18 protein-coding genes are annotated in these 18,646 nt (G+C 71.3%); 14 read left to right on the top strand and 4 right to left on the bottom strand.

Annotation, left to right across the window (positions count from 1 at the left end; genetic code table 11):
* The 7 genes from aroA (at position 1) to OG259_RS12015 (ending at position 8,422) form a co-directional block, all read left to right on the top strand.
* Positions 1 to 1,236, top strand: a complete 1,236-nt coding sequence (gene aroA, locus OG259_RS12045) for a 3-phosphoshikimate 1-carboxyvinyltransferase (RefSeq protein WP_328942276.1) — start codon at positions 1 to 3, stop codon at positions 1,234 to 1,236.
* A gap of 49 nt (positions 1,237 to 1,285) precedes the next feature.
* Positions 1,286 to 2,536: a 1-deoxy-D-xylulose-5-phosphate reductoisomerase gene (gene dxr, locus OG259_RS12040; RefSeq protein WP_328942275.1), complete on the top strand. Its 1,251-nt coding sequence runs from the start codon at positions 1,286 to 1,288 to the stop codon at positions 2,534 to 2,536.
* Complete coding sequence (locus OG259_RS12035) at positions 2,533 to 3,840, top strand: M50 family metallopeptidase (RefSeq protein ID WP_328942274.1); 1,308 nt, start codon at positions 2,533 to 2,535, stop codon at positions 3,838 to 3,840. Before dxr ends, OG259_RS12035 begins: the two co-directional genes overlap by 4 nt.
* A 104-nt stretch (positions 3,841 to 3,944) precedes the next feature.
* On the top strand, positions 3,945 to 5,102 hold the full coding sequence (ispG, locus tag OG259_RS12030) for a flavodoxin-dependent (E)-4-hydroxy-3-methylbut-2-enyl-diphosphate synthase (RefSeq protein ID WP_030322406.1): 1,158 nt from the start codon (positions 3,945 to 3,947) through the stop codon (positions 5,100 to 5,102).
* Between the two features lie 131 nt (positions 5,103 to 5,233).
* Complete coding sequence (locus OG259_RS12025; protein ID WP_328942273.1) at positions 5,234 to 6,079, top strand: GNAT family N-acetyltransferase; 846 nt, start codon at positions 5,234 to 5,236, stop codon at positions 6,077 to 6,079.
* A gap of 28 nt (positions 6,080 to 6,107) precedes the next feature.
* Complete coding sequence (locus OG259_RS12020) at positions 6,108 to 6,653, top strand: GNAT family N-acetyltransferase (RefSeq protein ID WP_328942272.1); 546 nt, start codon at positions 6,108 to 6,110, stop codon at positions 6,651 to 6,653.
* Positions 6,654 to 6,721: 68 nt separating this feature from the next.
* Positions 6,722 to 8,422 (top strand): proline--tRNA ligase, encoded by a 1,701-nt coding sequence (locus OG259_RS12015; RefSeq protein WP_266897280.1) that lies wholly within the window; start codon positions 6,722 to 6,724, stop codon positions 8,420 to 8,422.
* Positions 8,423 to 8,488: 66 nt separating this feature from the next.
* On the opposite strand, the gene OG259_RS12010 is transcribed toward OG259_RS12015, so the two are convergent.
* The 4 genes from OG259_RS12010 to OG259_RS11995 are packed head-to-tail and all read right to left on the bottom strand — an operon-like array spanning position 8,489 to position 11,353.
* Complete coding sequence (locus OG259_RS12010; protein ID WP_328942271.1) at positions 8,489 to 9,418, bottom strand: slipin family protein; 930 nt, start codon at positions 9,416 to 9,418, stop codon at positions 8,489 to 8,491.
* Between the two features lie 45 nt (positions 9,419 to 9,463).
* Positions 9,464 to 10,363 (bottom strand): aminoglycoside phosphotransferase family protein, encoded by a 900-nt coding sequence (locus OG259_RS12005; protein ID WP_328942270.1) that lies wholly within the window; start codon positions 10,361 to 10,363, stop codon positions 9,464 to 9,466.
* A 31-nt stretch (positions 10,364 to 10,394) separates the two neighbouring features.
* The gene (locus OG259_RS12000; RefSeq protein WP_328942269.1) at positions 10,395 to 10,811 is read right to left on the bottom strand and encodes a ferritin-like domain-containing protein; all 417 of its coding nucleotides are present in this window, start codon (positions 10,809 to 10,811) and stop codon (positions 10,395 to 10,397) included.
* Complete coding sequence (locus OG259_RS11995; RefSeq protein ID WP_328942268.1) at positions 10,808 to 11,353, bottom strand: hypothetical protein; 546 nt, start codon at positions 11,351 to 11,353, stop codon at positions 10,808 to 10,810. Before OG259_RS11995 ends, OG259_RS12000 begins: the two co-directional genes overlap by 4 nt.
* A 179-nt stretch (positions 11,354 to 11,532) precedes the next feature.
* Between OG259_RS11995 and rimP the strand changes: the two genes are divergently transcribed.
* The 7 genes from rimP to truB all read left to right on the top strand — a co-directional run bounded on the left by rimP (position 11,533) and on the right by truB (position 18,485).
* A complete protein-coding gene (rimP, locus tag OG259_RS11990) occupies positions 11,533 to 12,030 on the top strand; it encodes a ribosome maturation factor RimP (protein ID WP_328942267.1) in 498 nt (165 codons plus the stop codon).
* Positions 12,031 to 12,032: 2 nt separating this feature from the next.
* A complete protein-coding gene (gene nusA / locus OG259_RS11985; RefSeq protein ID WP_328942266.1) occupies positions 12,033 to 13,028 on the top strand; it encodes a transcription termination factor NusA in 996 nt (331 codons plus the stop codon).
* 74 nt (positions 13,029 to 13,102) lie between these two features.
* Positions 13,103 to 13,384: a YlxR family protein gene (locus tag OG259_RS11980; protein WP_328942265.1), complete on the top strand. Its 282-nt coding sequence runs from the start codon at positions 13,103 to 13,105 to the stop codon at positions 13,382 to 13,384.
* Between the two features lie 151 nt (positions 13,385 to 13,535).
* Positions 13,536 to 16,661 (top strand): translation initiation factor IF-2, encoded by a 3,126-nt coding sequence (infB, locus tag OG259_RS11975; protein WP_328942264.1) that lies wholly within the window; start codon positions 13,536 to 13,538, stop codon positions 16,659 to 16,661.
* 162 nt (positions 16,662 to 16,823) lie between these two features.
* The gene (locus OG259_RS11970) at positions 16,824 to 17,117 is read left to right on the top strand and encodes a DUF503 domain-containing protein (protein ID WP_266897298.1); all 294 of its coding nucleotides are present in this window, start codon (positions 16,824 to 16,826) and stop codon (positions 17,115 to 17,117) included.
* 31 nt (positions 17,118 to 17,148) lie between these two features.
* Complete coding sequence (gene rbfA, locus OG259_RS11965) at positions 17,149 to 17,589, top strand: 30S ribosome-binding factor RbfA (protein WP_328942263.1); 441 nt, start codon at positions 17,149 to 17,151, stop codon at positions 17,587 to 17,589.
* Positions 17,586 to 18,485 (top strand): tRNA pseudouridine(55) synthase TruB, encoded by a 900-nt coding sequence (truB, locus tag OG259_RS11960; RefSeq protein WP_328942262.1) that lies wholly within the window; start codon positions 17,586 to 17,588, stop codon positions 18,483 to 18,485. The genes rbfA and truB overlap by 4 nt, the downstream gene beginning before the upstream one ends.
* Positions 18,486 to 18,646 lie beyond the last annotated feature (161 nt).

Below are 18,646 nucleotides of genomic sequence, written 5' to 3'. Positions count from 1 at the left end.
GTGACCGTCATCGACATCCCCGGCTCCAAGTCCGTCACCGCCCGCGCGCTCTTCCTCGCCGCCGCGGCCGAGGGCACCACCACCCTCCTCAGGCCCCTCGTCTCCGACGACACCGAGGGCTTCGCGGAGGGCCTCACCGCCCTCGGCTACGCCGTCCGCCGCGAGCCCGACGCCTGGCACATCGAGGGCCGCCCCGCCGGCCCCGGCGCGGACTCCGCCGACGTCTACTGCCGTGACGGCGCCACCACCGCCCGCTTCCTTCCCACCCTCGCCGCCGCGGGCCACGGCACCTACCGCTTCGACGCCTCCGCGCAGATGAGGCGGCGGCCCCTCGCCCCCCTGACGGAGGCCCTGCGCACCCTCGGCGTCGACCTGCGCCACGGCGAGAAGGAGGGGCACCACCCGCTCGACGTCCACGCCCACGGCGTGAAGGGCGGCGCGCTCACCCTCGACGCCGGCCAGTCCTCCCAGTACCTGACGGCCCTGCTCATGCTGGGTCCGCTCACCGCCGAGGGCCTCGACATCACCGTCACCGACCTGGTCTCGGAGCCGTACGTCGAGATCACGCTGGCGATGATGCGGAGCTTCGGCGCCGAGATCCGCCAGGAGGGACGGACCTACCGGGTCGCCCCCACCGGCTACCGGGCCAGGACGTACGGCATCGAGCCCGACGCCTCCACCGCCGGCTACTTCTTCGCCGCCGCGGCCCTCGAACCCGGCCGCTCCGTCACCGTCCCCGGCCTCGGCACCGGCGCCCTCCAGGGCGACCTCGGCTTCGTCGACGTACTGCGACGCATGGGCGCGGACGTCGAGATCGGCGACACGGGCACCACCGTCCGCTCCACCGGCACCCTGCGCGGCCTCACGGTCAACATGCGGGACATCTCCGACACGATGCCGACGCTCGCCGCGATCGCGCCCTTCGCCGACGGGCCGGTCCGCATCGAGGACGTCGCCAACACCCGGGTCAAGGAGTGCGACCGCCTCGACGCCTGCGCCGAGAACCTGCGCCGCCTCGGCATCACCGTCCGCACCGGCCCCGACTGGATCGAGATCCACCCCGGCACGCCCACCGGACCCGTCGAGATCGCCACCCACGGCGACCACCGGATCGTCATGTCCTTCGCGGTCACCGCCCTGCGCACCCCCGGCATCACTTTCGACGACCCCGGCTGTGTGAAGAAGACGTTCCCCGACTTCCACCGGGTCTTCGACACGTTCGTCCACACCCCGTGAAGCCCGCCCCCGTGAAGACCGCACAGCGTTTGCGGCAAGAATGGGGGGCATGAGCGACCGCCCCTCTCCTCTCGCCGATCCCCATATCGCCTTCGACGTCTCCGAAGGACGCCGGGACATCGTCGTCCTCGGCTCGACCGGGTCCATCGGTACCCAGGCCATCGACCTGGTGCTGCGCAACCCCGACCGCTTCCGGGTCACCGCCCTGGCCGCCTCGGGCGGCCGGGTCGCGCTGCTCGCCGAGCAGGCGCACCGGCTGAAGGTCGCCGCGGTCGCCGTGGCCCGCGAGGAGGTGCTGCCGGAGCTGCGTGACGCGCTGAAGGCGCTCTACGGCTCCGAGCCGCTGCCTGAGTTGCTCGCGGGCCCCGAGGCGGCCACCCAGCTCGCCGCCTCGCCGTGCCACACCGTCCTCAACGGCATCACCGGCTCCATCGGCCTCGCGCCGACCCTCGCCGCCCTCGAAGCCGGCCGCACCCTCGCCCTCGCCAACAAGGAGTCGCTGATCGTCGGCGGCCCGCTGGTGAAGGCGATCGCGAAGCCCGGTCAGATCATCCCGGTCGACTCCGAGCACGCCGCCCTCTTCCAGGCGCTGGCCGCGGGCACCCGCGCCGACGTCCGCAAGCTGGTCGTCACCGCCTCCGGCGGCCCCTTCCGCGGCCGTACGCGCGCACAGCTCGCCGACGTCACCCGCGAGGACGCGCTCGCCCACCCGACCTGGGCCATGGGCCCGGTGATCACGGTGAACAGCGCCACCCTGGTGAACAAGGGCCTGGAGGTCATCGAGGCCCACCTGCTGTACGACATCCCCTTCGACCGCATCGAGGTCGTCGTCCACCCGCAGTCGTACGTGCACTCGATGGTCGAGTTCACGGACGGCTCCACGCTCGCCCAGGCCACCCCGCCGGACATGGGCGGGCCGATCGCCATCGGCATCGGCTGGCCCGAGCGGGTCCCGGACGCGGCTCCCGCGTTCGACTGGACCAAGGCCTCCACCTGGGAGTTCTTCCCGCTCGACACCGAGGCGTTCCCGTCGGTCGGCCTGGCCCGGCACGTCGGCGAGCTGGGCGGCACCGCCCCCGCCGTGTTCAACGCCGCCAACGAGGAGTGCGTCGAGGCGTTTCTCGCGGGACGGCTGCCGTTCAACGGAATCATGGATACGGTCACAGCGGTCGTCACCGAGCACGGAAAGCCCAGCGGGGGAACCTCGCTCACGGTGTCGGACGTCCTCGAAGCGGAGACCTGGGCGCGCGCCCGGGCCCGAGAGCTCGCAGCGAAGGCAACAGCGGAGGCCCGCGCATGAACGAAATGCTCCTGTACGCCCTGGGCATCGTGCTGTTCGCCCTCGGCCTCCTCGTCTCCATCGCCTGGCACGAGCTGGGCCACCTCTCCACGGCCAAGCTCTTCGGCATCCGCGTGCCGCAGTACATGGTCGGCTTCGGCCCCACGATCTGGTCGAGGAAGCGCGGCGAGACCGAGTACGGCATCAAGGCCATCCCCGCCGGCGGCTACATCCGCATGATCGGCATGTTCCCGCCGGGCGAGGACGGCAAGATCGAGGCCCGTTCCACCTCGCCCTGGCGCTCCATGATCGAGGACGCCCGGGAGGCCTCGTACGAGGAGCTCAAGCCCGGCGACGAGACCCGGCTCTTCTACACGCGCAAGCCGTGGAAGCGCGTGATCGTGATGTTCGCCGGGCCGTTCATGAACCTGGTCCTGGCGGCGGCGCTGTTCTTCGGCTCGATGATGACGCTGGGCATCGAGGGGCAGACGACGGAGGTCGCCGGCGTTCAGAAGTGCGTCATCAAGCAGAGCGAGAAGCGCGAGAAGTGCGCCGCGAGCGACCCGGTGTCGCCGGCCTTCCAGGCGGGACTGAAGGACGGCGACAAGATCGTCGCCTTCAACGGCGCGCCGGTCGGTGACTGGGACACCCTGTCCGACCGCATCCGCGACACCATCGGCCCCGCGACGGTCACCGTCGAGCGGGCCGGACAGCGGGTCGAGCTGCACCCCACCCTCGTCTCCAACAAGGTGCCGAGGAAGGACGAGGACGGCGAGGTCGTCCAGCCGGTCACGTACATCGACGCCGGCTACCTGGGCTTCGCCTCCAAGACCGAGGTCGCGCCCCTCACCTTCGTCGAGACCACCGACCGCATGTCCGATCTCCTGGAGACCGGCGTCCACTCGGTCATCGCGCTCCCAGGCAAGATCCCCGGGCTCTGGGACGCCACCTTCGGCGACGGCGAGCGCGCCGACGACTCGCCGGTCGGCGTCCTCGGCGCCGCCCGGATCACCGGCGAACTGATGACCGTCGAGGCCCCGCCCGAGCGGATCCTCGTGTATTTCATGAACATCCTGGTGATGTTCAACGTCTCGCTGTTCCTGTTCAACATGCTCCCGCTGCTGCCGCTCGACGGCGGTCACATCGCGGGCGCCCTGTGGGAGTCCGTACGCCGCCACACGGCCCGGATCTTCAAGCGCCCCGACCCCGGCCCGTTCGACGTGGCCAAGCTGATGCCCGCCGCCTACGTGGTGGCCGGTGTCTTCGTCTGCTTCACGCTGCTCGTCCTCGCCGCCGACATCGTCAATCCGGTGAAGATCACGTAGCTCCCAGGGGAGGCCGGACCCCGTGGTGTCCGGCCTCCCGCCCCCGGGGCGGTAACCTCGGAGACCTGAGCCCGCCGACGCACAACCTTGAGGTTGCACAAAAGATGACCGCGATTTCTCTCGGTATCCCGACCGTCCCGACCCGGCTCGCCGAGCGGCGCAAGAGCCGCCAGATCCAGGTCGGCAGCGTGGCCGTCGGCGGTGACGCACCCGTCTCCGTGCAGTCGATGACCACCACCCGCACGTCCGACATCGGCGCCACGCTGCAGCAGATCGCCGAGCTGACGGCCTCCGGCTGCCAGATCGTGCGCGTGGCCTGCCCCACCCAGGACGACGCCGACGCCCTCGCGGTCATCGCGCGGAAGTCGCAGATCCCGGTGATCGCCGACATCCACTTCCAGCCGAAGTACGTCTTCGCGGCGATCGACGCGGGCTGCGCGGCCGTCCGCGTCAACCCCGGCAACATCAAGCAGTTCGACGACAAGGTCAAGGAGATCGCCAAGGCGGCCTCCGACGCCCGCACCCCGATCCGCATCGGCGTCAACGCCGGCTCGCTCGACGCGCGCCTGCTCAAGAAGTACGGCAGGGCCACCCCCGAGGCGCTCGTCGAGTCCGCCCTCTGGGAGGCCTCCCTCTTCGAGGAGCACGGCTTCCGCGACATCAAGATCTCGGTCAAGCACAACGACCCGGTGATCATGGTCGAGGCGTACCGCCAGCTCGCCGCCCAGTGCGACTACCCGCTGCACCTCGGCGTCACCGAGGCGGGCCCCGCCTTCCAGGGCACCATCAAGTCGGCCGTCGCCTTCGGCGCGCTGCTCTCCCAGGGCATCGGCGACACCATCCGGGTCTCCCTCTCCGCGCCGCCGGCCGAGGAGATCAAGGTCGGTATGCAGATCCTGGAGTCGCTGAACCTGCGCCAGCGCCGTCTGGAGATCGTCTCCTGCCCGTCCTGCGGTCGCGCCCAGGTCGACGTCTACAAGCTCGCGGAGGAGGTCACCGCCGGTCTCGACGGCATGACCGTCCCGCTGCGCGTGGCCGTCATGGGCTGCGTCGTCAACGGCCCGGGCGAGGCCCGCGAGGCCGACCTCGGCGTCGCCTCCGGCAACGGCAAGGGCCAGATCTTCGTCAAGGGCGAGGTCATCAAGACCGTCCCCGAGTCGAAGATCGTCGAGACCCTCATCGAAGAGGCGCTGAAGATCGCCGAGCAGATGGAGAAGGACGGCGTCGCCAGCGGCGAACCGTCGGTCGCCGTCGCCGGCTGACCCCCGGCCTTCCACGCCGAAGCCCCTCCACCCCACCGGGCGGAGGGGCTTCGTGTGCGTGAAGGGCCCCGCCACAGGCGAGAGGGGTAAAGTGCTGGGACCACGTAGAACCGTACGGTGAGGCCCCCTTCGTGCTGACACAACCCGCCACCCGGGTCCTCGAACCCGCCGACCTCGGCGCCGCACTCGCCGTTCTGGAGAGCGCCCCCGTCGAGAACGCCTTCGTGACCGCCCGCGTCCAGGTCGCCGGGCTCGACCCCTGGCGCCTCGGCGGCGAGATGTGGGGCTGGTACAGCGAGGGCCGGCTGCGCTCCCTCTGCTACTCAGGCGCCAACCTCGTGCCCCTCTGCGCGACCCCCGAGGCGGTCCGCGCCTTCGCCGACCGGGCCCGCAGGATCGGCCGCCGCTGCTCCTCGATCGTCGGTCCCGCCGAGCCCACCACCGAACTGTGGCGGCTCCTGGAGCCCAGCTGGGGCCCGGCCAGGGACGTCCGCGCCCGCCAGCCGCTGATGGTCGCCGAGGAACCCTCCGTCACCGTCGCCCCCGACCCGCTGGTGCGCCGCGTCCGCAAGGACGAGATGGACGTGATCATGCCCGCCTGCGTGGCCATGTTCACCGAGGAGGTCGGCATCTCCCCGCTCGCCAACGACGGCGGACTCCTCTACCAGGCCCGGGTCGCCGAGCTCGTCGGCGCCGGCCGCTCCTTCGCCCGCATCGAGGACGGCAAGGTCGTCTTCAAGGCCGAGATCGGCGCCGCCACCCGACAGGCCTGCCAGATCCAGGGCGTCTGGGTCGCCCCCGAGCACCGCGGCAAGGGCCTCTCCGAATCGGGCATGGCCGCCGTCCTCCGGTACGCCCTGGCGGATGTCGCACCCGTCGTCAGCCTGTACGTGAACGACTACAACACCCCCGCGAGGGCCTCGTACCGCCGCGTCGGCTTCCAGGAGACCGGCGCCTTCATGAGCGTGCTGTTCTGAGGCCCCGGCCGCTTGTAGGGTGCGCCGCATGGATGACGCAGAAGTCATGATCGGACCGGTCAATCTCGCCGCCCGCGTGGACGAGGCACTCGCCGTGCAGGCGCTCGCCTTCGGCCTGGACGAGGACGAGATCGCCGTACGCCGGCACATCGTGCTGCGCCACCTGATGAGCCCCGGTGCCCGCGCCTACGGGGCCACCACCCCTGACGGGAAGCTCGTCGGATTCGTGTACGGGATGCCCAACGACCGCGGTCACTGGTGGTCCACCGTCGTCGAGTCGTACCTGCGCGCGACCGGCACCACCGACTGGCTCGACGACTCCTTCGTCATCACCGAACTGCACGTCCACCCGGCCCACCAGGGGCGCGGCGTGGGCCGCGAGCTGATCACCACCATCACCGACAGCGCCGCCGAGCCGCGCTCCATCCTCTCCGCGATCGACACCGAGAGCCCGGCCCGCGGCCTCTACCGCTCGCTCGGCTACGAGGACCTCGCCCGCCAGGTCCACTTCCCGAGCGCCGCCCGCCCGTACGCGGTGATGGGCGCGCCCCTGCCGCTCAAGCGCCGGAACTGATTTCTCCGACTCGGGGCGGCCCGGCTAATCTCGGGGCACCATCCTTACCCGGCAGGAGTACGAGAACCATGGCCAACGCACCGGTCCAGCGCATGTCCCAGTTGATGGCGAAGACGCTGCGCGACGACCCGGCCGACGCCGAGGTCCTCAGTCACAAGCTCCTCGTCCGCGCCGGTTACGTGCGCCGCACCGCCGCCGGCATCTGGAGCTGGCTGCCCCTCGGCAAGAAGGTCCTCTCCAACATCGAGCGCATCGTCCGCGAGGAGATGGACGCGATCGGCGCGCAGGAGGTCACCCTCCCCGCGCTGCTGCCGCGTGAGCCGTACGAGGCGACGGGCCGCTGGGACGAGTACGGCGCCGAGCTCTTCCGCCTCCAGGACCGCAAGGGCGGCGACTACCTCCTCGGCCCGACGCACGAGGAGATCTTCACCCTCCTGGTCAAGGACCAGTGCTCGTCCTACAAGGACCTGCCGGTCATCCTGTACCAGATCCAGAACAAGTTCCGTGACGAGGCCCGCCCCCGCGCCGGCATCCTCCGCGGCCGCGAGTTCCTGATGAAGGACTCGTACTCCTTCGACACGGAGGACGAGGGCCTCGCCCAGTCCTACGCCCTGCACCGCCAGGCCTACCAGCGGGTCTTCGAGCGCCTCGGCCTCGACTACCGCATCGTCGCGGCCACCGCCGGCGCGATGGGCGGCTCGAAGTCCGAGGAGTTCCTCGCCCCGGCCGAGGCCGGCGAGGACACCTTCGCCGACTGCCCGAACTGCGACTTCGCGGCGAACACCGAGGCGATCTCGTACGAGCTGCAGCCGGTCGACGGCTCCGCCGTCCCGGCCGCCGAGGAGATCCCCACCCCCGACACCCCGACCATCGAGACGCTGGCCGCCTCGCTCGGCGTCCCGGCCTCCGCCACGCTGAAGAACCTCCTGGTCAAGGTCGACGGCGAGATCGTCGCCGTGGGCGTGCCCGGCGACCGCGAGGTCGACATGGGCAAGGTCGAGGAGCACTTCGCCCCGGCGACCGTCGAGATGGTCACCGAGGCCGACTTCGCCGAGCGCGCGGACCTCGTGCGGGGCTACGTCGGCCCGCAGGGCCTGGAGAAGGTCACGTACATCGCCGACCCCCGGGTGGCCCCGGGCACCGCGTGGATCACCGGCGCGAACAAGGACGGCATGCACGCGAAGAACGTCGTCGCGGGCCGTGACTTCGAGGTCGAGGAGTACGTCGACGTCGTCGTCGTGCAGGAGGGCGACCCGTGCCCCAAGTGCGGCACCGGCCTGAAGCTGGACCGCGCCATCGAGATCGGCCACATCTTCCAGCTGGGCCGCAAGTACGCCGACGCCCTCAAGCTCGACGTCCTCGGCCAGAACGGCAAGCCCGTCCGCGTCACCATGGGCTCGTACGGCATCGGCGTCTCGCGCGCCGTCGCCGCGCTGGCCGAGCAGTCGGCCGACGAGAAGGGCCTGTGCTGGCCCGCCGAGGTCGCCCCGGCCGACGTCCACGTCGTCGCGGCCGGCAAGGCCCTCCAGACCGAGCTGGCCCTGGAGGTCTCCGACAAGCTGTCCGCCGCGGGCCTCCGCGTCCTCGTCGACGACCGCGCGGGCGTCTCCCCGGGCGTCAAGTTCACCGACGCGGAGCTGATGGGCGTCCCGAAGATCCTGGTCGCGGGCCGTCGCTCGGCGGAGGGCGTCGTGGAACTCAAGGACCGCCGCACCGGCGACCGCGAGGAACTGACGGTGGACGAGGCGATCGCCCGCCTGACCGCCTGACTCCGGGAAACGTGAGGGAGGGGCGGGGGCCCGAGGCCCCCGCCCCTCCCTCACGTCGTGGGACCCTCAGGCGCCTTCCTCCGGTGGTGCCGGCTCCACCGACGCCCCCGCCAGGTCCTCCACCGGCTCCACCCCTTCGGCCGCGTGCGCCGCGCCCTTCAGATACGCGTCACTGACCGGCGGCGGCGACGGAGTCGGCGCCACGGCGCGTGTCTCGTTCACGGCGGCCGGAGCCCCCGCCGTCGACCGCTCCAGGAACCTCAGCAGCTCCACCGGGAACGGCAGTACCAGCGTCGAGTTCTTCTCCGCCGCCACCGCCACCACCGTCTGCAGCAGGCGCAGTTGCAGCGCCGCGGGCTGGTCGGACATGACCTCCGCCGCCTCCGCCAGCTTCTTCGAGGCCTGGAGTTCCGCGTCCGCGTTGATGACCCGTGCCCGGCGTTCCCGGTCGGCCTCCGCCTGCCGGGCCATCGAGCGCTTCATCGTCTCCGGGAGGGAGACGTCCTTGATCTCGACGCGGTCGATCGCGACGCCCCAGCCCATCGCCGGGCTGTCGAGCATCAGTTCAAGGCCCTGGTTGAGCTTCTCGCGGTTGGACAGCAGGTCGTCCAGATCGCTCTTGCCGATGATGGACCGCAGCGAGGTCTGGGCCATCTGGGAGACCGCGAACTTGTAGTCCTCGACCCGTATGAGGGCGTCCGCCGCGTCGACGACCTTGAAGTAGACGACCGCGTCGACCCGCACCGTCACGTTGTCCCGCGTGATGCCCTCCTGCGCGGGCACGGGCATCGTGACGATCTGCATGTTCACCTTGTGCAGGCGGTCGACGACCGGAACGATCATCGTGAAGCCGGGTGATCTCACGTCGTCGCGCAGCCGCCCGAAGCGGAACACGACGCCTCGCTCGTACTGCTTCACGACCCGCGCGGCCGCACCGGCGTACACGGCGGCCGCCGCGGCCGCGCCGGCCACCGCCACCAGCAGCTCTTCGATCATCACGGCCCCCTGGATTGAGCCGAACGGTACAAAAAGGGTATTCCCCTACAGCCAGCTCGCGAACTCAAGGAGCAGCTCGGCATCCTGCCGGCGCCCCGCCGTCAGCGCCCGCGTCCCCGACTCGACCGCGCGGAACAGCGTCCAGCCGCGCAGCCGCTCCCGGTCCAGGTCCAGGGAGTCCGCCAGCTTGTTGACCCGCCGCCGGGCGGCCGAGGCGCCCGAGGACGCGGCCACCAGGTCCTCGACCCGGTCCCGTACCAGCCGGGCCAGGTCGTACGCCCGCTCGCCGACCAGCGGCTCCGGGCCGACGGCCAGCCAGGGCGCCCGGTCACCGCCGAGTACCTTGCCCTGCCGGAAGTTCCCGTGCAGCAGCATCGACTCCGAGGAGGCCGCCACCAGCTCCTCGCGCGCCGCGAGCGCCGCCGCCGTCAGCTCCGAGGTCGCCGCCTCGGACCGGTACGGGACCATCGCCGCCGCCTGCCGGGCGGTCCGTTCGGTCACGGTCTCGAATCCGTGCTCCGCCGCGGGCTCGACCCACAGCTTGCGTACGGTCCCCGCCGCCTCCAGGAGCGCCTTCGCCTCGGGCAGCGAGCGCAGGGAGACCTCGGGGTGCAGTCGTTCGAGGACGAGCGCGCCCTCCTCGGCCTCGTCGAGGAGCCGGACCGCGCCCCAGCCGTTCCAGTGCGCGAGCGCGTCCCGCTCCAGGTCCGGCCGGGCGAACGGGGGCGCGATCTTGAGCGCGGCGGGGGAGCCGTCGGGCCGCCGGACGAGCACGACCAGGCTGCTCCGCCCGCCGGGCGCCATCACCCGTTCGGTGTCCAGAGAGGCGTGGTCGAGCACCTGATCGGCGAGCTCGGGCAGTTTCCCGAGCCACTCGGCCGCCGCGGCGTCCCCGTACGTCTCGCCGAGCGTCCTGATCAGTCGCTGCGGCGGTTCGAAACCCATGCGTACGTTGTTCCTTCGGTCGGGGCGGGACTCACACCCGCTCGGCGAGCCCAGGAAAGGTTACGTCGCTGCCGCGCCAGCGGACGGCGCGTACCGCCGCCTCCCTCAGCGCGGCGGCCGCCTCGCGCCGCCCGGGGCCCTCGGCGGCCCGGACCAGGTCGGAGTAGATCCCGGCCACCCGGTCCTCCAGGACGGCCGCGAGGCGCGCGGCGCCGGCCGGGTCCGCGACCCGGAACGGCAGCTCGTACGCGGCCTCCGCCGCGACCGGTGTGCCGCCGAGGTCGCGCACGCTCCGGCGCAGCGCGTCCCGGCGCGCCCGGTGCGCCTCGTACGCGGCGGTGGCCTCGGCCCGCCGTTCGGCACCGATCCGGCCGCCGACGACCCCGTACCCGTACACCGCCGCGTGTTCGGCGGCCAGCGCGGCCTGGGTCGCGTCGAGGGCGCTCATGCCCGTGCTCCTTCGGTCAGCAGGTACGCGTGCGCGGCGCCGGCGGCGGCCACGGAGGCGAGCAGCCGGGCGTACTCGGACGGGGCGGTGACCAGCGCGGCGGTGTGTGCGTCGGAGGTGGCGCGTTCGGCCGCCGCGAGCTCCTTGAGCGCGGTCCGGGGGTCGGCCGCGACGGTCACGGGGACGGGGGAGGGCGTCGGCTTCGCGGAGGCGGCGCTCGGTGAGGCCGTCGCGGGCCGTACGGTCGTGCCGCCCTCGCCGAGGGCCTTGGCGTGCGCCGCCACCGAGCGCCGCAGCGGGTTCAGCCGGGGCGCGAGGGCCGGGTGCGCGGCGAGCGCCGCGTCGTAACGTTCCAGCAGGGTCCTGGAGGCGGTCACGGAGCGCAGCCGCAGGTTCGCCTCGGCCCGTGCCACCCGTTCGGCCTCCACCTCGGCGGCGCTGGGCTTCCGGGGACCGGGGGCCTCGGAGGTGCAGCCCGACAGTGCCGCCGCGGCGGTGGAGATCCCCGCCGTCAGGAGTGCGCGCCTGCCCGTCGTCGTCACACTCTCTCCCTCGGCTGTGCTACGTGGTCGAAGATCGTCGGGATCACCGCAGGCGAGCGTACCCGCGGGCCCCGGGGCGATGGACGGCAACACCCTCCCGGACCGGATACCCTTTGGTCTGACACGCGACGAACACGCGGCGAACCCACAACAGCACACGCGGCCGAGGAGTCACCCGGATGAGCACCACCCAGAGCGACAGGCTGCGCGGACTCGTGGAGCCGCTCGTCCACGCGAAGGACCTGGATCTGGAAGAGATCGAGGTGTCCCGGGCCGGCCGTCGTGGACTGCTGCGGATCGTCGTCGACTCGGACGAGGGCGTGGAGCTGGACGTCTGTGCCGAGCTGAGCCGCGCGATCTCCGAGAAGCTCGACGAGACCGACGCGATGGGCGAGGGCGAGTACGTCCTCGAAGTCAGCTCCCCCGGCGCCGACCGCCCCCTGACCCAGCACCGCCACTACGTACGGGCCACCGGCCGGCTGGTCAAGCTCCAGCTCGCCGAAGCCGAAGAACTGGTCGCGCGGATCATCGCCGTGGACGACGACGGCCTCGACCTCGAAGTGCCGGGCGTGAAGGGGCGCAAGCCCACCGCCCGCCGGGTCGAGTTCGGCGACGTGGTCAAGGCGCGTGTCGAGATCGAGTTCAACCGCAAGGACAAGAAGGAAGAGGAGGCGTAGCCGTGGACATCGACGTGAAGCTGCTCAAGGGCTTGGCGAATGAGAAGGAGATCTCCTTCGACCTGCTGGTCGAGGCGATCGAGTCGGCCCTCCTCATCGCCTACCACCGCACCCCCGACGCCCGCCGCCACGCGCGTGTGGAGCTGGACCGGCTCACCGGTCACGTGACGGTGTGGGCGAAGGAAGACCCCTCCGATCTGGAGGAGGGCCAGGAGCCCAAGGACTTCGACGACACCCCGTCCGACTTCGGCCGGATCGCGGCGAGCACCGCCCGCCAGGTGATCCAGCAGCGACTGCGGGACGCCGAGAACGACGTGACGTTCGGCGAGTACGCCCGCCGCGAGGGCGATGTCGTCGCCGGTGTGGTGCAGCAGGGCAAGGACCCGAAGAACGTCCTGGTCCGGCTGGACGACAAGCTGGAAGCCATTCTTCCGGTGCAGGAGCAGGTGCCGGGCGAGGACTACACGCACGGTCTGCGGCTGCGCACGTACGTCGTCCGGGTGGCGAAGGGTGTCCGCGGTCCGTCCGTCACCCTTTCGCGTACCCACCCCAATCTGGTGAAGAAGCTCTTCGCCCTCGAGGTGCCGGAGATCGCCGACGGCTCGGTGGAGATCGCCGCCATCGCCCGTGAGGCCGGTCACCGCACCAAGATCGCCGTCCGCTCCACCCGTTCGGGCCTGAACCCCAAGGGCGCCTGCATCGGTCCGATGGGCAGCCGTGTCCGGAACGTGATGGCGGAGCTGCTCGGCGAGAAGATCGACATCGTCGACTGGTCGGACGACCCGGCCGAGATGGTGGCGAACGCGCTCTCCCCGGCGCGGGTCTCGAAGGTCGAGGTCGTCGACATGATGGCCCGCTCCGCGCGCGTGACGGTGCCGGACTACCAGCTGTCGCTGGCGATCGGCAAGGAGGGCCAGAACGCCCGCCTCGCCGCGCGCCTCACCGGCTGGCGGATCGACATCCGGCCGGACACGGAGCCGAGCGGTCCGGAGGACTGAGACCGTTTTTGGCCAACAACTGTTCGATTCTTGCCCCAAACAGGTGAGGTCGGTACGGGGAGGTAGACTTAATCGTGTCTGGCCGGACGCATGCCCGCGCGTGCCCTGAGCGAACCTGTGTGGGATGCCGGGAGCGAGCGGCCAAGAGCGATCTGCTGCGGATCGTGGTGAGCGAGGACGAGTGCGTTCCTGATCATCGCGGTACGCTGCCCGGCCGGGGTGCGTACCTGCACCCCGCCGTGGCTTGTCTCGATCTGGCGGTCCGCCGCCGAGCGTTCCCGAGGGCCTTCAAGGTCCAGGGCCCGCTCGAAACAGCGGAACTACGTCATCACATCGAACAGCCGGCACCGCAGTGAACAAGAAGTACGGCACGGAACACCGTGCGGTCAGGTACCTCGCGAGTTGGAAGTAGGTCGAGATTGCGATGAGCACTCGATGAGTACGCGATGAGTACGCCCATGAAGTAGCGACGGTCCGGCGGTAACCCGGACCTCACAAAGGAGCAAAGTGGCTAAGGTCCGGGTATACGAACTCGCCAAGGAGTTCGGTGTAGAGAGCAAGGTCGTCATGGCCAAGCTCCAAGAACTCGGTGAATTCGTCCGTTCGGCGTCCTCGACGATCGAGGCGCCGGTCGTGCGCAAGTTGACTGACGCTTTGCAGGGTCCCGGCGGCAACGCCGGCAAGACCGCTGCCAAGCCCGGCGCGCCCCGCAAGGCTGCGCCTTCCCCCGCGGCGCCGTCTCCGGCCGCCGCGGCACGTCCCGCTGCCCCGAAGCCCGGCGCCCCGGCCCCCAAGCCGGCCCCCGCCGCGCCTGCGGCGCCGGCCCCGGTCACTCCGGTCGCGCCCGCCGCGAGCAGCACCCCCTCCACGGCTCCGGCCGCCTCGGGCCCCCGCCCGGGCCCGAAGCCCGCGCCCAAGCCGGTCACGCCGGCTCCGGCCGCGCCCGAGTTCACCGCGCCCCCGTCGGCTCCCGCCGCCGGTCAGCGCCCCGGTGGCGCCGCCCAGGGACCCCGTCCCACCGGCGACCGCCCCGAGCGTCCCGCCCGTCCGCAGGGCCAGGGCGCGCCGCGTCCGCAGGGCCAGGGTGCCCCGCGTCCGCAGGGCCAGGGCGCTCCCCGTCCGGGCGGTGCCCGTCCGGCCGGTCCGCGTCCGGGCAACAACCCCTTCACCTCGGGTGGCTCCACCGGCATGGCGCGTCCGCAGACGCCCCGTCCGGGTGGCGGCGCTCCCCGTCCCGGCGGCCCCGGTGCCGCTCCGGGCGCCCCGCGTCCGCAGGGTGGCCCCGGCGGCGCACAGCGTTCCGGCGGCCCCGGCGCCCCGGGCGGCGCGCGTCCCACCCCCGGTGGCATGCCTCGCCCGCAGGCTCCCCGTCCGGGCGGCGCGCCCGGCGGTAACCGTCCCAACCCGGGCATGATGCCGCAGCGTCCCGCTGCCGGCCCGCGTCCCGGTCCCGGCGGCGGTGGCCGTGGTCCCGGTGGCCCCGGCGGCCGTCCGGGTGGTCCCGGCGGTGGCGGCGGCGGTCGTCCCGGCTTCGCCGGTCGTCCGGCCGGTCCCGGCGGTGGCGGCGGCGGCTTCGCCGGTCGTCCCGGTGGTCCCGGTGGTGGCGGCGGCGGTCGTCCGGGTGGTCCCGGCGGCGGTGGCGGCGGCTTCGGCGGTCGTCCCGGTGGCTTCGGTGGCCGTCCCGGCGGTCCGGGTGGACGTGGTGGCACGCAGGGCGCCTTCGGTCGTCCCGGCGGTCCCGCGCGTCGCGGTCGCAAGTCGAAGCGTCAGAGGCGCCAGGAGTACGAGGCCATGCAGGCCCCGTCCGTGGGCGGCGTGATGCTGCCTCGCGGCCACGGCGAGACCATTCGCCTGTCGCGCGGTGCCTCCCTCACCGACTTCGCCGAGAAGATCGGCGCCAACCCGGCGTCGCTCGTCGCGGTGATGATGAACCTCGGTGAGATGGTCACGGCCACGCAGTCCGTGTCCGACGACACGCTGTCGATGCTCGGCGACGAGATGAACTACACCGTTCAGATCGTCTCGCCGGAGGAAGAGGACCGCGAGCTCCTCGAGTCCTTCGACATCGAGTTCGGCGAGGACGAGGGCGGCGAAGAGGCTCTGGTCTCCCGTCCGCCGGTCGTCACCGTCATGGGTCACGTCGACCACGGTAAGACCCGACTTCTCGACGCGATCCGCAAGACGAACGTCGTCGCGGGCGAGGCCGGTGGCATCACCCAGCACATCGGTGCCTACCAGGTGGGTACCGAGGTCAACGGCGAAGAGCGTCGCATCACCTTCATCGACACCCCGGGTCACGAGGCGTTCACCGCCATGCGTGCCCGTGGTGCGAAGTCGACCGACATCGCGATCCTCGTGGTCGCGGCCAACGACGGCGTCATGCCGCAGACGATCGAGGCGCTCAACCACGCCAAGGCCGCCGGCGTCCCGATCGTCGTCGCGGTCAACAAGATCGACGTCGAGGGTGCGGACCCGACCAAGGTCCGCGGTCAGCTGACCGAGTTCGGTCTGGTGGCCGAGGAGTACGGCGGCGACACGATGTTCGTCGACATCTCCGCCAAGCAGGGTCTGCACATCGACTCCCTGCTGGAGGCCGTCGTCCTCACCGCCGACGCCTCGCTCGACCTGCGGGCCAACCCGAACCAGGACGCGCAGGGTATTGCGATCGAGTCCCACCTCGACCGCGGTCGCGGTGCCGTCTCGACCGTCCTGGTCCAGCGCGGAACGCTGCGCATCGGCGACACCGTGGTGGTCGGCGACGCGTACGGCCGTGTCCGGGCGATGCTCGACGACAAGGGCAACAACGTCGAGGAGGCGACCCCGTCGACTCCCGTCCTGGTCCTGGGTCTCACCAACGTCCCGGGTGCCGGCGACAACCTCCTGGTCGTCGACGAGGACCGTACGGCCCGTCAGATCGCCGAGAAGCGCGCTGCGCGTGAGCGCAACGCCGCCTTCGCCAAGCGCGTCCGCCGGGTGTCCCTCGAGGACCTCGACAAGGTGCTCAAGGCCGGTCTCGTCCAGGAACTCAACCTCATCATCAAGGGCGACGCGTCCGGTGCGGTCGAGGCCCTGGAGGCTTCGCTGCTCCAGCTCGACGTCGGCGAAGAGGTCGACATCCGTGTCCTGCACCGCGGTGTGGGTGCGGTCACCGAGTCGGACATCGACCTGGCCATGGGCTCCGACGCCATCGTCATCGGCTACAACGTCCGTGCGGCCGGCCGTGCCGCGCAGATGGCGGAGCGCGAGGGCGTCGACGTCCGGTACTACTCGGTCATCTACCAGGCGATCGAGGAGATCGAGGCGGCGCTCAAGGGCCTCCTCAAGCCGGAGTACGAAGAGGTCGAGCTCGGTACGGCGGAGATCCGCGAGGTCTTCCGCTCGTCCAAGCTGGGCAACATCGCCGGTGTCCTCATCCGCTCCGGCGAGGTCAAGCGCAACACCAAGGCGCGCCTCGTCCGCGACGGCAAGGTCATCGCCGAGGACCTCACGATCCACGGTCTGCGCCGCTTCAAGGACGACGTCACCGAGATCCGCGAAGGCTTCGAGGGCGGTATCAACCTCGGAAACTTCAACGACATCAAGATCGACGACGTCATCGCGACGTACGAGATGCGCGAGAAGCCGCGCAACTGATCGCGTCGGGTCGGAGCGATCCGATCGCAGCAGTGAGCCGGGGCCGGTCGGCGGAAAGTATTCCGTCGATCGGCCCCGGCCGTTGCGTGTACGGTTTCGGATGTTCCCGCCGAGCGGTCGGCGGGCACACCGAACCCGAACCGGCGGGACATCCGGACACCTATGTATGTGGGGACACTGTCCTTCGATCTGCTCCTCGGCGACGTACGTTCGTTGAAGGAGAAACGCTCCGTCGTCAAGCCGATCATCGCCGAGCTCCAGCGGAAATTCGCGGTGAGCGTGGCGGAGGTCGGCGGCCAGAACCTCCATCGGCGGGCCGAGATCGGCGTCGCGATGGTGGCGGGGGACACGGGACACCTCAGCGACGTACTGGACCGGTGCGAGCGGCTCGTCGCCGCCCGTCCCGAGGTGGAGCTGCTGTCGGTGCGCCGCAGGCTCCACACTGATGAAGACTGATTTTGAGCAAGGCAAAGAAGGAGAAGGACCAGTGGCCGACAACGCGCGGGCGAAGAAGCTGGCAGACCTCATCCGGGAGGTGGTCGCCGAGAAGCTGCAGCGCGGCATCAAGGACCCCCGCCTGGGCACGCACGTGACCATCACGGACACCCGCGTCACCGGCGACCTGCGGGAGGCCACGGTCTTCTACACGGTCTACGGCGACGAGGAGGAGCGGGCGAGCGCCGCCGCCGGCCTGGAGAGCGCCAAGGGCATCCTCCGTTCGGCCGTGGGCCGCGCGGCCGGGACCAAGTTCACCCCGACGCTGGCCTTCGTGGCCGACGCCCTCCCGGAGAACGCCAAGACCATCGAGGACCTCCTCGACAAGGCGCGGGCCTCGGACGCCCAGGTGCGGGAGGCGTCCTCGGGCGCCGCCTTCGCGGGCGAGGCCGACCCCTACAAGAAGCCGGGCGAGGACGAAGCCTCCGAATGAGCAACGCAGCAAAGGTGCCCGACGGCCTTGTCATCGTCGACAAGCCGTCGGGCTTCACCTCGCACGACGTCGTGGCCAAGATGCGCGGGATCGCGAAGACCCGCCGGGTGGGCCACGCCGGCACGCTCGACCCCATGGCCACCGGCGTCCTCGTCCTCGGCGTGGAGCGGGCGACCAAGCTCCTCGGTCACCTCGCGCTGACCGAGAAGGAGTACCTGGGCACCATCCGCCTGGGCCAGACGACGGTCACCGACGACGCCGAGGGCGAGATCACGGCCTCCGTCGACGCCTCCAAGGTGACCCGTGAGGGCATCGACGCGGGCGTCGCCGAGCTGACCGGCGCCATCATGCAGGTGCCTTCGAAGGTCTCCGCGATCAAGATCGACGGCAAGCGGTCGTACGCGCGCGTGCGCGGCGGCGAGGAGTTCGAGATCCCGGCCCGCCCGGTCACCGTCTCCTCCTTCCGGGTGTACGACGTCCGTGAGGCGACCGCCGAGGACGGCACCCCCGTCGTCGACCTGGTCGTCTCCGTCGTCTGCTCCTCCGGTACGTACATCCGGGCGCTCGCCCGGGACCTGGGCGCCGGGCTCGGTGTGGGCGGGCACCTGACCGCGCTGCGCCGCACCCGGGTCGGCCCGTACAAGCTGGACTCGGCGAAGACGCTCGACCAGCTCCAGGAGGAGCTCACGGTCATGCCGGTCGCCGACGCGGCCTCGGCGGCGTTCCCCCGGTGGGACGTCGACGAGAAGCGGGCCAAGCTGCTGCTGAACGGCGTGCGCCTGGAGATGCCGGAGTACCCGGCGGGTCCGGTCGCGGTCTACGGACCCGACGGGACGCTTCTCGCGCTCGTCGAGGACCATCGGGGCAAGGCCAAGAGCCTGGCCGTCTTCGGCTGATCCCAGCGGTTCATCGTGGGGCGGGCACGCGCGCGTGCCCGCCCCACGTTGTTCCCCCACCTTTCCCCCGGGAGAGCCTGTCCGGTGGAACGCCGAGGAATCACCCGATCAGGGAGGCGCTCGGAGTGAACGGGGGAGTGCCAGGGGGCGCGTTTCCCTTC

This window comes from Streptomyces sp. NBC_00250, from assembly GCF_036192275.1.
GTDB lineage: Bacteria > Actinomycetota > Actinomycetes > Streptomycetales > Streptomycetaceae > Streptomyces.
This window is presented reverse-complemented; position numbering and strand designations above follow the sequence as displayed.

Bases quoted from the DNA above. Each gene is read 5' to 3' on its own strand.
- dxr (WP_328942275.1), top strand. From the start codon at position 1,286: ATGAGCGACCGCCCCTCTCCTCTCGCCGATCCCCATATCGCCTTCGAC.
- OG259_RS12035 (WP_328942274.1), top strand. From the start codon at position 2,533: ATGAACGAAATGCTCCTGTACGCCCTGGGCATCGTGCTGTTCGCCCTC.
- ispG (WP_030322406.1), top strand. From the start codon at position 3,945: ATGACCGCGATTTCTCTCGGTATCCCGACCGTCCCGACCCGGCTCGCC.
- OG259_RS12020 (WP_328942272.1), top strand. From the start codon at position 6,108: ATGGATGACGCAGAAGTCATGATCGGACCGGTCAATCTCGCCGCCCGC.
- OG259_RS12015 (WP_266897280.1), top strand. From the start codon at position 6,722: ATGGCCAACGCACCGGTCCAGCGCATGTCCCAGTTGATGGCGAAGACG.
- OG259_RS12010 (WP_328942271.1), bottom strand. From the start codon at position 9,418: ATGATCGAAGAGCTGCTGGTGGCGGTGGCCGGCGCGGCCGCGGCGGCC.
- OG259_RS12005 (WP_328942270.1), bottom strand. From the start codon at position 10,363: ATGGGTTTCGAACCGCCGCAGCGACTGATCAGGACGCTCGGCGAGACG.
- OG259_RS12000 (WP_328942269.1), bottom strand. From the start codon at position 10,811: ATGAGCGCCCTCGACGCGACCCAGGCCGCGCTGGCCGCCGAACACGCG.
- rimP (WP_328942267.1), top strand. From the start codon at position 11,533: ATGAGCACCACCCAGAGCGACAGGCTGCGCGGACTCGTGGAGCCGCTC.
- OG259_RS11970 (WP_266897298.1), top strand. From the start codon at position 16,824: ATGTATGTGGGGACACTGTCCTTCGATCTGCTCCTCGGCGACGTACGT.
- truB (WP_328942262.1), top strand. From the start codon at position 17,586: ATGAGCAACGCAGCAAAGGTGCCCGACGGCCTTGTCATCGTCGACAAG.